The organism is Microcoleus asticus IPMA8, from assembly GCF_013179805.1.
Classification (GTDB): Bacteria; Cyanobacteriota; Cyanobacteriia; order Cyanobacteriales; family Microcoleaceae; genus Microcoleus; species Microcoleus asticus.
In genome coordinates, this window is record NZ_SRRZ01000098.1 from 1 (window position 1) to 13685 (window position 13685).

The 13685-nt window shown below is 45.0% G+C and carries 11 protein-coding genes; 8 read left to right on the forward strand and 3 right to left on the reverse strand.

Annotated elements, in window-relative coordinates; all coding sequences use genetic code 11:
- The 6 genes from E5S67_RS22800 to E5S67_RS22825 form a co-directional block, all read left to right on the forward strand.
- Positions 1–415 (forward strand): HAD domain-containing protein (locus tag E5S67_RS22800; RefSeq protein ID WP_246276936.1); only part of this gene is annotated, 415 nt, incomplete at its 5' end.
- A gap of 160 nt (positions 416–575) precedes the next feature.
- Positions 576–2015, forward strand: coding sequence for a pentapeptide repeat-containing protein (locus E5S67_RS22805; protein ID WP_172190654.1), 1440 nt, complete (start codon positions 576–578; stop codon positions 2013–2015).
- 98 nt (positions 2016–2113) lie between these two features.
- Complete coding sequence (locus E5S67_RS22810) at positions 2114–3844, forward strand: helicase HerA domain-containing protein (RefSeq protein ID WP_172190655.1); 1731 nt, start codon at positions 2114–2116, stop codon at positions 3842–3844.
- Positions 3845–4712: 868 nt separating this feature from the next.
- A complete protein-coding gene (locus E5S67_RS22815) occupies positions 4713–5717 on the forward strand; it encodes an RNA polymerase sigma factor, RpoD/SigA family (RefSeq protein WP_172190656.1) in 1005 nt (334 codons plus the stop codon).
- Positions 5718–6241: 524 nt separating this feature from the next.
- A complete protein-coding gene (locus E5S67_RS22820; RefSeq protein ID WP_172190657.1) occupies positions 6242–6739 on the forward strand; it encodes a hypothetical protein in 498 nt (165 codons plus the stop codon).
- Complete coding sequence (locus tag E5S67_RS22825) at positions 6727–9378, forward strand: CHASE4 domain-containing protein (RefSeq protein ID WP_339382968.1); 2652 nt, start codon at positions 6727–6729, stop codon at positions 9376–9378. Before E5S67_RS22820 ends, E5S67_RS22825 begins: the two co-directional genes overlap by 13 nt.
- Before the next feature lie 49 nt (positions 9379–9427).
- Here the strand turns inward: E5S67_RS22825 and cobO are convergent, their stop codons facing one another.
- The 3 genes from cobO to E5S67_RS33595 all read right to left on the reverse strand — a co-directional run bounded on the left by cobO (position 9428) and on the right by E5S67_RS33595 (position 11190).
- Positions 9428–10063, reverse strand: a complete 636-nt coding sequence (cobO, locus tag E5S67_RS22830) for a cob(I)yrinic acid a,c-diamide adenosyltransferase (RefSeq protein ID WP_172190658.1) — start codon at positions 10061–10063, stop codon at positions 9428–9430.
- Between the two features lie 60 nt (positions 10064–10123).
- On the reverse strand, positions 10124–10699 hold the full coding sequence (locus E5S67_RS22835) for a Uma2 family endonuclease (protein ID WP_172190659.1): 576 nt from the start codon (positions 10697–10699) through the stop codon (positions 10124–10126).
- Between the two features lie 158 nt (positions 10700–10857).
- Complete coding sequence (locus E5S67_RS33595) at positions 10858–11190, reverse strand: hypothetical protein (RefSeq protein WP_246276937.1); 333 nt, start codon at positions 11188–11190, stop codon at positions 10858–10860.
- A gap of 402 nt (positions 11191–11592) precedes the next feature.
- Here E5S67_RS33595 and E5S67_RS22845 point away from each other — a divergent pair, with 402 nt between their 5' ends.
- Entirely contained in the window at positions 11593–12867 is a 1275-nt protein-coding gene (locus E5S67_RS22845) for a molybdopterin molybdotransferase MoeA (RefSeq protein WP_172190661.1), read from the forward strand.
- 142 nt (positions 12868–13009) lie between these two features.
- Positions 13010–13642: a response regulator gene (locus tag E5S67_RS22850; RefSeq protein ID WP_015179099.1), complete on the forward strand. Its 633-nt coding sequence runs from the start codon at positions 13010–13012 to the stop codon at positions 13640–13642.
- The last annotated feature ends 43 nt before the right edge of the window (positions 13643–13685 follow it).

The following is a 13685-nucleotide window of genomic DNA, read 5'->3' on the forward strand; positions in this document are numbered from 1 at the left end:
CAATATGATTGAGTATGTCGCTCATGTTTCTGTGTCAAAAAAGCTTTATGATGTGATCTTACCACGAACTGTTACTATTTTGGAGATGTCTACTGATGGTGTACTCATTCCTGATAGAAGATATGAAACATCGATCTTGCAAACAGATATAATGAAATTTAATTCAGCTTGCCTTAATCACTTTGAAAATGTCCTTCGTTCGTATCCTAATGCGCGAGCAGTAATTTCATATTATTGGCGTGAAATATTTCCCTTCGCGGTAATCCCTCCATTGTTTTCACTAGATATCGCTATCCGTATTATCGGATTCACCCCTTTTCTAAACCCCAAAAATATTCACCAACACAAATATCTACGACATCAGGAAGTTCTTGAGTATCTGCGACAAAATCAAGCAGAAAAGTCACCTTGGTAGCCATTGACGATATTCCAGAACACTATCGGCCAGATGCGACAGTTGTGGCTATTGATGATTACAATGGTTTTGACCAGAACTCAGCAAAGGTACTTTCAGAATATCTAACTTGATTTCAAAGGTTAGGAAAAAAGTATCGGAATAGAGAGGGTGAATTGACATGGAAATGAACGTTGGTGACTTTCTGCACCGACTCGACCTCAGGGGACAAGCCCTCAAAGGCACCAACCTCGGCGGTGCAGAACTCCGGGGAGCCAACCTCAGAGGCACCGACCTCCGAGAAACCAACCTCAGCGACGCTATTCTCAGGTATGCAGACCTGATAGAAGCCGACCTTACCGGCGCCAATCTCAGCGGGGCGGATTTAGCTGAATCATTTCTCAATTTAGCTAACCTCACTAGAGCCAATTTGACCGATGCTGTCCTCCGAGAAGCTACTCTCGTAGGAGCCGAACTCACGGGCGCCAACCTCAAACAAGCAAGTTTGATCAAGGCTAATTTAGTTGGAGCAAATCTCCAGGAAGCCAACTTAACCAGAGCAAACCTCAGCGGAGCTGATTTGCGCGGTTGTCAGTTGAGAGGCGCCATTTTAGACAAGGCTGTATACAACAACCGGACTATCTTTCCCGAGGATATTGACCCGGGTGCATTGGGAGCATTTTTGCTAGCTCCCAATGCTTCGCTCCCCGGCTTAAATCTGGCTATGGTAGATTTGACCGAAGCCGATTTAAAAGGAGCCGATTTGCGGCGGACAAACTTATACAAAGCTATTTTATTTGGCGCAAAACTCGATCGGGCAAACTTAGCAGGAGCCAACCTCAGCGCAGCGGACTTGAGGGAAGCCAGTTTGAGCGGCACGATTTTGGAGAAAGCTGTTTATAGCAACAACACTTTGTTTTCAGAAGGCATTGACCCCGCTCTGGGCGGAGCTTATTTAATTGCTCCCAATGTATCGCTGCAAGGGATAAACTTAACCGGAGCCGACTTAAACGGATCGGATTTAAGTGGAGCTAATTTGAGCGGTTCTAACTTAAGTTCGGTTAATCTCAAAAATGTAGACCTCAGCAGAGCTAGCTTAAAAAAAGCTTACCTCAAAGGTGCAAACTTGGAGGGAACAGATTTGAGAGGAGCCGATTTAAGCGGCGCAATTTTACACCAAGTAAACTTGAGTTCTGCTGACCTCCGGGGTGTAGACTTAACAAGGGCTGACCTCAGCGGCGCTAATTTAAGCGATGCCGATTTGAGGGAGACAGATTTCACGGGAGCTACTTTGCTGTTCGCTAACTTGAGCGGGGCAGACTTGAGAGGTGTAGACTTGACAAAAGCTGACCTCAGCGGCGCAAAGTTAACCGAAGCTGACCTCCGAAAAGCAGATTTGATGAGAGTAAATTTGGAGGGAGCAGATTTAACTGAGGCCGACTTGAGCGGTGCTCATTTATTCCGAGTTAATCTCAGAGGTGCTAACCTGAAAGGTACTAACCTCAAAGGCGCAAGTTTAAAAGGGGTATTTTTGACCGATGCTTATTTGAGCGAAACCGATTTGGCCGATATAGATCTGAGTCCGAGTTTTTTTGAATTGCCACTAGAATCGGAATGGTAATTAGTTGACTGTTAACAATCTAAAATCTAAAATAAAAAATTGCCCATCGAAAATTGCTCGATTATTAAAAATCTAAAATCTAAAATCTAAAATCTAAAATGGATCGACCGTTAGGCTCTGTTATTCAAGGTTCCCTGAGCAAGGGATTAGAAGTGCGACTGCACGCCGACGTTTCGGTGGAAGATATGAGGGTGGGGAAATTTCTAGTAGTGCGGGGGGTGCGATCGCACTTTTTCTGTATGCTCACCGACGTGTCTCTCGGAACTTCCAGCGCTCGCATTTTATCGAATCCTCCCAATCCCAACGACGATTTTCTTCTAGCAGTGCTAGCCGGTAGCAGCACCTACGGTACGATCGAACTGTCGCCGATGTTGATGTTGACTGCTGAACGAGAAAAACAGCAGGCAATTTTCGATCCGAAAAACGGCGGAGTCCGCGAGAACAAGTTGGCTTTAGGAAATTTGGCTTCTTTTGAGTCACAAACAGGTGCGGATATTGAGTTGCTGCCTGTTAAAACTATTCCCAGCCACTTTTCCCAGGTGTTTGATGCCAAAGAAACCGATTTTCGGGCAGTTTTTGGCTGGGAAGATGACCCGTACCGCCGCAATTTTGCGATCGGCAAACCAATTGACATGGACGTTGCTGTATGCTTGGATTTAGACCGATTTGTGGAACGCAGCAACGGAGTTTTTGGCAAGTCGGGAACGGGAAAATCTTTTCTGACTCGCTTGCTTCTATCGGGAATTATTCGCAAGCAAGCTGCTGTTAATTTAATTTTTGATATGCACTCGGAGTACGGGTGGGAAGCTGTTTCGGAAGGGAAACAGTTCAGCACTGTTAAAGGTTTGCGGCAGTTGTTTCCCGATAAAATTCAGATTTATACCCTCGATCCAGAATCGACCAAACGCCGGGGAGTCCGCGACGCTCAAGAGTTGTTTTTGAGTTTCGATCAAATTGAAGTGGAAGACATCGCGCTGGTGCAGCGCGAGTTAAATTTGTCGGAAGCTAGTATCGAAAATGCGATTATTTTGCGAAATGAGTTGGGAAGTGGTTGGATAAACAAGTTGCTGGAAATGACCAACGAAGATATCCAAATGTTTTGCGAAGAAAAGCGGGGAAATAAGTCTTCGATTATGGCTTTGCAGCGGAAATTAGAGCGACTGAATGATTTGAAATACATTCGGAAACGCTGTCCGAAAAATTATGTAACTGAAGTTTTGCAGTGTTTGGATGGTGGAAAAAATGTAGTAATTGAGTTCGGTTCGCACTCGGATTTGCTGTCCTATATGTTGGCGGCAAACGTGATTACTCGCCGCATTCACCAAGCTTACGTGCGGAAAGCAGAGAAGTTTTTGCAGAGTAAAAATCCGTGCGATCGCCCGCAGCCGTTGGTGATTACCATTGAAGAAGCTCACCGCTTTCTCGATCCGGCGATCGTCCGATCGACTATTTTCGGTACGATCGCCAGAGAAATGCGAAAATACTTTGTCACCCTGCTGATTGTAGACCAGCGTCCTTCCGGCATCGATGCCGAAGTCATGTCGCAAGTCGGAACGCGGATCACAGCTTTGCTAAACGATGATAAAGACATCGATGCTATTTTTACCGGCGTTTCAGGAGGGCAGAGTTTGCGATCGGTTTTGGCAAAACTTGACTCCAAACAGCAAGCATTAGTTTTGGGGCACGCCGTACCGATGCCCGTAGTCGTGCAAACTCGTCCCTATGACGAGCAATTCTACAGAGAAATTGGGGATATTGACTGGCAAGAAATGCCCGATGAACAAGTATTTGCCGAGGCAGAAGCTGCTAAAATGGATTTAGGATTTTAGATTGACAACTGCTACATTAATTACATAACTTAGGCAAATGTTAGTGTAAACTAATCCGTGCGAAAAATTGGCTGTCGCTGGCTATGACGGAAATACCGGGTTTTTGCCTCAGTTACAAACGAAAAAGTGCGATCGAACGTCAAACAAATTAGCCCTCTACTTTCACTCACAAGCTTTTCCCCTTTCCCCCCCTCACCCCTCATCCCTAACTTCACAAAATCTGCATAAGCTTAAATATGGTTGAGCCTCGCGGCACAATTCAACTTAAACAGCCCAACAGCCAGCCTTTATACACCTTTACTTACTCACAGCCGAGTTGCATTAGCATATTCTCAGAAAAATGTCAATATATATTTTAAAGCGTAAGTCGTAGCTAATACGGTGATCGAGTTCGGTTATCTCGCATCCCAGCATCTAGGCAGCGAGAAAATTTCAAGCGATGATGGAACAGAGAGCAAAAAAAAGCCCTCGAATTGCATGAGTCTGTTTGCATGAGTATTGTGAAGTTGAGTTGCAGTTAAAACGAACAGGGAATTCAAAACCTTAAGGAAAAATGTAGAATCTTGACCTTAAGACAGAGGTTTTTACCCTTTACGATCCTCAAAAATGGGAATAATATTGAGAAAACTAAAGTCTTGCTTCACTTCGCCTTGAACTAGCCGTTAAAGCTAGCGAGCTACCGAAAATCGACGGGGATTACTGGAAAATCAAGCACAAAAGTAATCCCAAACAACAAGCTTCTACCGATCGTCACCGATAAACAGGAGGGGAAACATCCCCCCTGTCGCAGTCTTTATCCCACTTGCAAAAGTGGGACAGGGTATCACCAACTTTTTATCTGTTGTTACAAGGAGTGCAATACTCACCCATGTCCACCACAACCCCCAAAAACAAAACAGTGAAAGCCGATCGCATGGGCAGCCGGCCATACTCCTCAACGGATACGGTTCGTACCTATCTGCACGAGATCGGTCGCGTACCTCTGCTAACCCGAGAAGAAGAAATTGTTTTCGGGAAGCAGGTGCAGCAAATGATGAAATTAATCGAAGCAAAACAAGCACTTGCTAAAGAATGGCAGCGGGATCTGACTAATCAAGAATGGGCTGCCGAAATGGAGTTGACCGAAGCTGAACTGAACCGGATATTGCAGTTAGGCCGGCGCGCCAAGCAAAAGATGATTGAAGCGAATTTGCGGCTAGTCGTGGCGATCGCCAAAAAATACCAGAAACGCAATATGGAATTCTTGGATTTAATTCAAGAAGGCACCCTCGGTTTAGAACGAGGAGTCGAAAAATTTGACCCGATGCGGGGATACAAATTTTCTACCTATGCCTACTGGTGGATTCGGCAAGCAATTACCCGCGCGATCGCCCAACACGCCCGCACAATTCGATTGCCAATTCACATCACCGAAAAACTCAACAAAATCAAAAAGGTGCAGCGGGAACTCACGCAGCAGTTGGGTCGGTCTCCCTCCCCTGCGGAAATTGCCGCCGCCTTGGAACTGCACCCTTCCCAAATTCGGGAATACCTGCTGATGGCAAGACATCCAGTTTCTTTGGACTTGCGGGTAGGAGATAATCAAGATACCGAATTGCAAGAACTCTTAGAAGACGAAACGGCATCTCCAGACAACTACATTACCTCGGAATTGCTGCGGCAAGACCTCGATACTTTGATATCAGAACTTACCCCCCAGCAGCGAGATGTAATAATTCTGCGCTTCGGTTTGGAAGACGGCACCGAAATGTCGCTGGCGAAAGTCGGGGAACGGCTCAATCTCAGCCGGGAACGGGTGCGGCAGCTAGAACATCAAGCCCTCGCCCACTTGCGGCGCCGCCAATCTCAAGTCCGAGAATACTTGGCTAGTTAGTAACTAAAAAAGTTGAGATTTTGGGCAAATCTCAACTTTTTTTTTCGTGTTGGCGCTGCTGGGAAGTATACTTTTATACTCACATTTTGCACAATTCTCGCTTAACAAGCTTTCGGGCTTGTGAAGCGAAGAGTAAATTTTCTTGTGGAATGCGATATTCTAGCCCGCCCGTACAAGGCTTATTAACAATGGTGCAAAATGCGAGTTTATACCAGTTAAAAAAAAAGAATGCAACTGTAGACCCGCGATCCAAACCCTGATGGAATAGGTCACGCCAAATTCTTCAATTCTTTAATCTAAAATTTAAAATCTAAAATAGTATTATTTGATGGGCCGATCGCCCGCCCCGATCCGGCGCAAAATTTGTCAAAACTAATCTTAGATTTAAGTTCAGGAATCGGGCGGGCGATCGTTCCTTCAAGTTAATAGCCAACATTAAGCCAAATACCCGGTTTCTCTACAATCTTTGTGAAACTGGTACAAGAGGCGCTTGGAACCAGGTATTTTAAATTTTGGGGTCTGGAGTGGTTTTAACTTATTTGATATTGACAGGAAGTTTAAAAGCGATCGCGATCGCGCTTGCTCTCTCGCCCGGTAATTTCAGCATTGCATTCCCCACACGCCGGACACAGGAATCGGACATCAAATCCGGCGTTTTAAGGTCGCAATCTCCCCCAAATCCTGCGCCAGATACAGCTAGCACAGGTTTAGCAGAGGGCGTTTTCCTCTACGGCCAGTCGAGCAAGCCAGATGAAATTAACAAAGAATATTTTGTATTTGAAATGCGGCAGAGTAAAGTAGTCGGCGCTTTTTACCTGCCTCGGTCTGCTTTTTACTGTTTTTACGGCACAAGCGAGCGAACTCAGTTAAATTTAACAGTAGTGGACAGTTACGACGGTAGTCGCTCTCCCTACTCCGTAAACCTGCAACAGTATTACCCAATTGCCACCATCAGCGAGAACGATCGGCGCATCTTGGGTATTTGCCAGGAAGGTCACAAACAGCAGGTGTGGGAAAAGTAGGAAACACGCGCTGCGCCACCAGTCAGGCTTCCGGAAACAGTAGTAAAATTGCTCCTGACTTGAGCATTTCGGACGGACACCACACACAGGGCAAGATGAAACTGCGTCAGAAAACACTATCGATAGTTGGCATTACCATCGCTGGACTGACTGGCATTCTGTATGTCGCCTCATCAAGCATCCTCTTGGGCAGCCTGGTCAAAGCAGAGGAACAAGAAGCCACACAGGTTGTCAGGGGAGTGCTCAGCGTGTTCGGGCAAACTGCCGACGACTTCAACTTGCGCTTTGCCGACTGGTCGTCCTGGGACGACACCTACGCTTTCATGCAAAACCGCAACTCAGAATTCATTGCTTCCAATTTAATTCCAGAAGGGCTGGCTAATATAAGAGTTAATATAGCCGTATTTGTCAATACTTCTGGCAAAATACTTTACGGTACGGGTTTAGACAGCGAAAAGCTGAAACTAACGCCTGTTCCAGAAGCATTAAAACGGCGCATTTCTCTCAGTGACCCGCTGCTGTTGAAGCACCCCAACGCCAAAAGCAGCCTTGCTGGTATCCTGCTGCTACCGTCAGGGCCGATACTGATTACTTCCCGACCAATTCTCACGACTAAAAGCACCGGCCCGATCCGAGGTACGCTGATATTCGGGCGCAATTTAGATGCTGCGGGCATTGCGAAGGTTTCTAAAATTACTCGCTTGCCGCTGATCGTACACAGCGTTAATGAGGCTCGGTTGCCTGCAGACTTTCAGAAAGCGCGGGAGAAACTGTCGGAAAAAAAACCGATTTTGGTGCGTCCTTTAAGCGAAGAGTCGATCGCGGGTTACGCTCTGATCCGCGATATTTACAACCAACCTGCGCTGCTATTGCGGGTTGATCTCCCCAGAGAAATATACCGGCAAGGTCAGATCAGTTTGCTGTACCTGCTGATATCTGTAGGGTTAGCGGGAGTTGGGTTGATCGGCTGCACTCTGCTGCTGCTAGAGCATCTGGTACTATCTCGGTTGACCGGTTTGGCGAAAGCAGTCAACCGGGTCAGCAGCAGCCAAGACCTCTCGGTGCGGCTGCCGGTGACGGGCGAAGACGAGTTGTCAGACCTTGCCCATACTATCAACGGAATGCTTTCGGCGATCGCGATCGCCGAAAGCGAACAACTTGAGGAAAAAGCTCGCTACCAAGCCGTAGTCGAGCAAGCTACAGATTGCATTTTCTTGTGGGACGCTCAAACCAAACGCCTTTTGGAAGCCAATACAGCGTTTAGAAACTTGCTCGATTACAGTCTTGATGCGATTTCGCAACTAACTATTTACAATATCATCGCTTACTCTAAAGACATAATTGACAGCAATATCGACTTGCTGGTGGCGGACAAAAAATTCAGAATTGGGGAAGTTCTCTACCGCCGCCGAGACGGTTCCTGCGTGGACGTGGAAGTAAGCGCCAGCGTGATTTCCTACGGTGGCCGCGAGATTATTTGCACTGTTGTCCGCGACATTACCGAGCGCAAACAAGCCGAAGCCGAACTGCGAGCCTCGGAAGAACGCTACAGACTTTTGTTTAAAAATAACCCCCATCCGATGTGGGTTTACGATTTAGAAACTCTGGAATTTATAGCCGTCAATCAGGCTGCTGTCCAACACTACGGCTACACTCGCGACGAATTTCTCAACATGACCGTTACGGACATTCGTCACCCCCAAGAGTTGCCGAGATTGCTAGAAAATATATCCCAACAAGTAGATGCCGGTATTGATTTTGCCTGTGTGTGGCAGCACAAGAAAAAAAACGGAACAATTATTGATGTACAAATTACTTCTTATGCCCTGCTATTTGATAGCAGAAATGCTGAATTAGTGCTGGCTCACGACGTGACCGACCGCTTGCAAGCCGAGGCAGAACTCTACAAGGCAAAGGAAGCCGCAGAAGCCGCTAGTTTGGCTAAAAGTCAGTTTTTGGCTAACATGAGCCACGAACTGCGAACTCCTCTGAATGCGATTATCGGTTACAGCGAGATTCTGCAAGAAGAGGCTTTAGATTTGGGCGAAGAAGTTTTTGTGTCGGATTTGGAGAGAATTCACAATGCAGGCCAGCTTTTACTAACATTAATTAATGATATTCTGGACTTGTCGAAGATTGAAGCCGGTCACGCGGAACTTGAATTAGAGACTTTTGACGTGTCGGAGGCAGTTCAAGATGTAGCGAAAACTGTTGAACCGCTATTTTTGCGAAACACCAATCGCCTGAATGTTGAGTGTCCTAATAATATTGGCGAATTGTATTCCGATAAAATTAAGTTTACTCAAATTTTGTTTAATTTGCTCAGCAATGCAGCTAAGTTTACTCATAAAGGGACAATTAAACTCAGCGTTGAAAGAATTAAAAATGACGAGAATGATTGGGATTCTGAAAGGTTAATTTTTAAGTGTACTGATACAGGGATTGGGATAACTCCTGAACAGCTACAAAAGTTATTTCAACCTTTTACACAGGCTGATGCTTCGACTACCCGCAAGTACGGAGGTACGGGTTTGGGTTTGGCAATAGCGCAGAAATACTCTCAGATGCTGGGCGGAGAAATTACGGTGAATAGCGAGTTTGGCAAGGGGTCAACTTTTACTTTAACGTTGCCAGCATAGATCCATTTTAAATTTGAGATTGGGGAAAAACTCTTGACTACAAACCACATTAATACTCAATACCTGGTTGAGCTTTAATGCCTTGTTCTCGGAATGGATGCTTAACTAATGTCATTTCTGTCACCAAGTCTGCCCGTTCAATTAGCGCTGCCGGGGCGCCTCGGCCTGTTAAAATAATGTGGGTTTCTTCGGGTTTTTGGTCTAACCCGGAGAGCACTTGCTCAACTTGCAAATAACCTAGTTTTAATGCTATATTTACTTCATCTAGAAGAACTAATTTAAATTCGGGATTGCAGATAAAAGTTAGGGATTTTTCCCAGGCTTTTTGAGCTGTTTCGATATCTCGATCCCGGTCTTGCGTGTCCCAGGTAAAACCTTCTCCCATTGCATGAAATTCTAGCTGTTTTTCCCACATTTGAAAAACGGCTTTCTCTGCGGGTTCCCACGCGCCTTTGATAAATTGTACTATGGCGACGCGGTATCCGTGACCGAGCGATCGCACAACCATTCCCAAAGCGGCTGTAGTTTTGCCTTTGCCGTTACCGGTATTGACTATAATTAAACCTTTTTCTTTTGAGGAGTTAGCGATTCGCTGTGATTGCACTTCTTGGCGGCGCTGCATTTTCTGTTTGTGTTGTTCCGCTGTTAAGCCAGTGGTTGCAGTCGTTTCTGTATTAGTTTCCATAATTTTTTTTAACCGCCGATAAACGCAAATAAACGCTGATAGATGGAAGATGTCTAGTTATTACCAGAGTGTTTTCAAGTTTAGCACGAAACCGGGCAAAATATCTTCTCCTGAAAGTTCTGTTGGACATTCCAAAACTTCTTTTTCTTGTCCTTGGCGATAGATTTCAACTCGGCGGGTTTTGCGGTTGATTAACCAGCCTAGTTTTACTTGGTTATTCATGTATTCTTGCATTTTGTCTTGAGTATCTTTTAAACTGTCGGTTGGCGACATTAGCTCTAAGACAAAATCCGGGGCAATGGGAGGAAATTTTTGTTTTTGTTCGGGAGTGAGTGCATCCCATCTTGATTTTTCAATCCAAGAGACATCGGGAGAACGATTGGCACCGCTTGGCAGTTTGAAGCAAGTTGAAGAATCGAAACAAATTCCCAGTTTACTTTGTCTGTTCCAAATTCCAAAATCAGTAGCTATTTCAAAATTATAACTTCCGGTTTCTCCTCCTGTGGGGGGCATGATGATTATTTCTCCTTTGGCGTTGCGTTCAAATTTGACATCTGGGTTTTCGCGACATAGTTGATAAAATTGGTCGTCGGTTATTTTGGCGATCGAGTTGAAGTTGATGGTAACTGCTATCATGGTATTTTATCAGGATGCGTGGAAATTTTTAAGCCAGATAATGTATATGAATGCGGAGCAATGCCGATCGATGCAGATGCTGTAAATATTATTGATGGGGCAAGAAGACTTTAGGAATATTTTTTATGCACTTTGCTCATTATATCACCTACTTCTAACTAACTATTAATAGTTTGATAAAAAACTTTTTGCAGAAAACACTTACAGACATACCAATAATAAAACGCAATGTTAATTTCGCTAAACAATTTAGGTACTCCTTCGAGCAAGCTGGAAATTATCTTGCTTTTAAAATTGAGTGCATCAACGCCGATCGCAAAAAACAACAAGCCCAAACCAGCTAACAGTATTTTGTAGGGAGTCAACTGTAGTTCTCGCCGAAAAAACCATCCGTAGGAGGACAAAACAACGGCGTATAAAAGACTTACTCCTAGCTTGGGAATTCCTAATGCTATCATATATATATGAATCCTGTAAATTTCATTTAGCATAAATCCACCTGTTAAAAGAGCGGAAAATAAAATAAATCGATTTTCAATGTGGCGCGGTTGAATACTTTGAGCTAATCCATAGGTGAAAGTACAAAGAATGACTGGTACAGAGCATAAAATCTGGAAGAGCCGAGTTAACAAGGCGACAGTGGGATTGGGGGAAAAATAAGGGTGAAAGAATAAATCGCTGACTTTTAAGCCGGAAAGTTGAGTTAAAAATATCAGCAGCGCTAGTAGGAATAAGGATAAACAATTGAGTCTAAAAACCAAGCGAGAAATAGTCATAAGCAATTAATACCAAAAATTAGGTTTACTGCCCAAATATAAAAAAATTATATCACCAATATCTATGGAGATTTTGCTAAAGTTAATCAGGAGTCTTATCAAAACAAGGAGACAGTCATGCTGTCAGTGAAAGAAGCAGAATCGATCGTTCTAAATTTGGCCCAACCCCTCGACAGTCAGCGGGATGTAGAAACTGTAGACTTGCTGGCAGCATCGGGGCGCATTTTGGCTGCACCCGTCACTGGTTCTCTCGATTTTCCTTATTGGGACAATTCCGCAATGGATGGGTATGCGGTGCGGTTTGCTGATGTGGAAAATTGCAGCGCCGAAAAACCGATCGCACTTGATATAGTTGAAGACATTCCAGCGGGATATCAGCCTCAACATACTGTACAATCGGGGCAAGCGGCGCGAATTTTTACGGGCGCTGTGATGCCAGCGGGTGCTGATACGGTGGTAATGCAAGAAGAAACGAGGCGAGAGGGCGATCGCATTTTTATCTTAGTTTCTCCTGAAAAACCGCAAGCATTTGTCAGGCACAAAGGCGCTTTTTATCAAGCAGGAACAACTTTGTTAACTCCCGGTACAGTTATCAATGCCCCAGAAATGGCGGTGTTAGCAACTGCACAGTGCATTCAAGTTCCCGTTTATCGGCGGCTGCGGGTGGCAATTTTTTCTACTGGTGATGAATTGGTATCGCCCGACGAACCTTTGGCACCGGGCAAACTGGTAGACTCGAATCAGTATGCTTTGACAGTTTTGTTGGCCCAAATGGGATTTGAACCGATTCGATTGGGGATTGTTCCTGATAATGAAGATGCGTTAAATAAGGTGATATCCCGGGCTGTTGCGACGGCGGATGTGGTGCTTTCTACGGGGGGCGTCTCGGTAGGAGACTACGATTATGTCGAGAAAATTTTGGCCGATTTGGGAGGAAAAGTTCACATTAGTTCTGTGGCGATTAAGCCGGGGAAACCTTTAACTGTTGCTGCATTTAAACGAGGTGAAAAAAATGATGATTCGCCGAGTTTGAGTTCGGATTGTCTCTATTTTGGTTTGCCGGGAAATCCTGTTTCGGCTTTAGTCTGCTGTTGGCGGTTTGTTGTGCCTGCTTTGAGAAAAATTTCAGGGCTTGGCGAGGATGCTTGGGGACCGGAGTTTGTCCGGGTTCGGTGTCAGGCTGAATTGCGATCGCACGGTCGGCGCGAAACTTATGTTTGGGGTAAACTGCATTTAGTTGCCGGAGTCTGGGAATTTGAACCTGCTAGCGGCAGCCAAAATTCAGCGAATTTAATTAACCTTGCAAATACGAGTGGTTTAGCAGTTTTGCCCGCATCGGAAACCTGGATTTGGCCCGGCGAATTCGTTGAAGTTTTAAAAGTTAGTCATTAGTTAGTTGTTATTGGTTCGGTATAATTTCATGTAAAATATTAACAACTAAGTAATCCTTCTTCCTTCTTCCCTCTTCCTTCTTCCTTCTTCCTTCTTCCTTCTTCCTTCTTTCCTTCTTCCTTCTTCCTTCTTCCTTCGTATTATGAAAATTTTAATTGTTGAAGATGACCCGATGATGCAACTGGGATTAGAGCAAGTTTTAGCCGATTCCCCAGAAATAGAAATAGTAGGACAAGCAGAAGACGGTTATTTAGGCGTAGCAGCCGCACTGAAACTAAAACCTGATATTATTGTAATGGATATCGGTTTGCCTCGGCTGGACGGCATAGCAGCGACGCAGCAAATTAAAGCACAACTGCCAGAAGTTCGAGTAGTAATGTTAACTTCTCACACGGCAGAAACTGAAATTATTGCTGCCCTTTCTAGCGGTGCTGATGCTTATTGCATTAAAGGTGCTTCCGTAGACAGGCTGTTAGCAGCGATTGCAGCCGCTGCAGAAGGGGCGACATATCTTGACCCTCAAATTGCTCGGACTGTCATCGAACACCTCAAACCCCCGATACCTGCCTCTACAACTACTTTTGGTCAGTTGTCGCAGCGGGAATTGGAGGTGTTAAAATTAATGGTGGAAGGTAACAGCAATCCCGAAATTGCAGCGGCGCTTTACTTGAGTCCAAATACTATTAAAACTCATGTTCGCGGTATTATGAATAAGTTGGCAGTGGATGACCGCGTGCAAGCAGCAGTTGTGGCGCTGAGGACGGGATTGGTGTAAAGAAGGAAGAAGGAAGAAGGAAGAGGGAAGAAGGAAGAGGGAA

Bases quoted from the DNA above. Each gene is read 5' to 3' on its own strand.
- E5S67_RS22835 (WP_172190659.1), bottom strand. From the start codon at position 10,699: ATGATAGCAGTTACCATCAACTTCAACTCGATCGCCAAAATAACCGAC.
- E5S67_RS22805 (WP_172190654.1), top strand. From the start codon at position 576: ATGGAAATGAACGTTGGTGACTTTCTGCACCGACTCGACCTCAGGGGA.
- E5S67_RS22810 (WP_172190655.1), top strand. From the start codon at position 2,114: ATGGATCGACCGTTAGGCTCTGTTATTCAAGGTTCCCTGAGCAAGGGA.
- E5S67_RS22845 (WP_172190661.1), top strand. From the start codon at position 11,593: ATGCTGTCAGTGAAAGAAGCAGAATCGATCGTTCTAAATTTGGCCCAA.
- E5S67_RS22815 (WP_172190656.1), top strand. From the start codon at position 4,713: ATGTCCACCACAACCCCCAAAAACAAAACAGTGAAAGCCGATCGCATG.
- E5S67_RS33595 (WP_246276937.1), bottom strand. From the start codon at position 11,190: ATGCTAAATGAAATTTACAGGATTCATATATATATGATAGCATTAGGA.
- E5S67_RS22850 (WP_015179099.1), top strand. From the start codon at position 13,010: ATGAAAATTTTAATTGTTGAAGATGACCCGATGATGCAACTGGGATTA.
- cobO (WP_172190658.1), bottom strand. From the start codon at position 10,063: ATGGAAACTAATACAGAAACGACTGCAACCACTGGCTTAACAGCGGAA.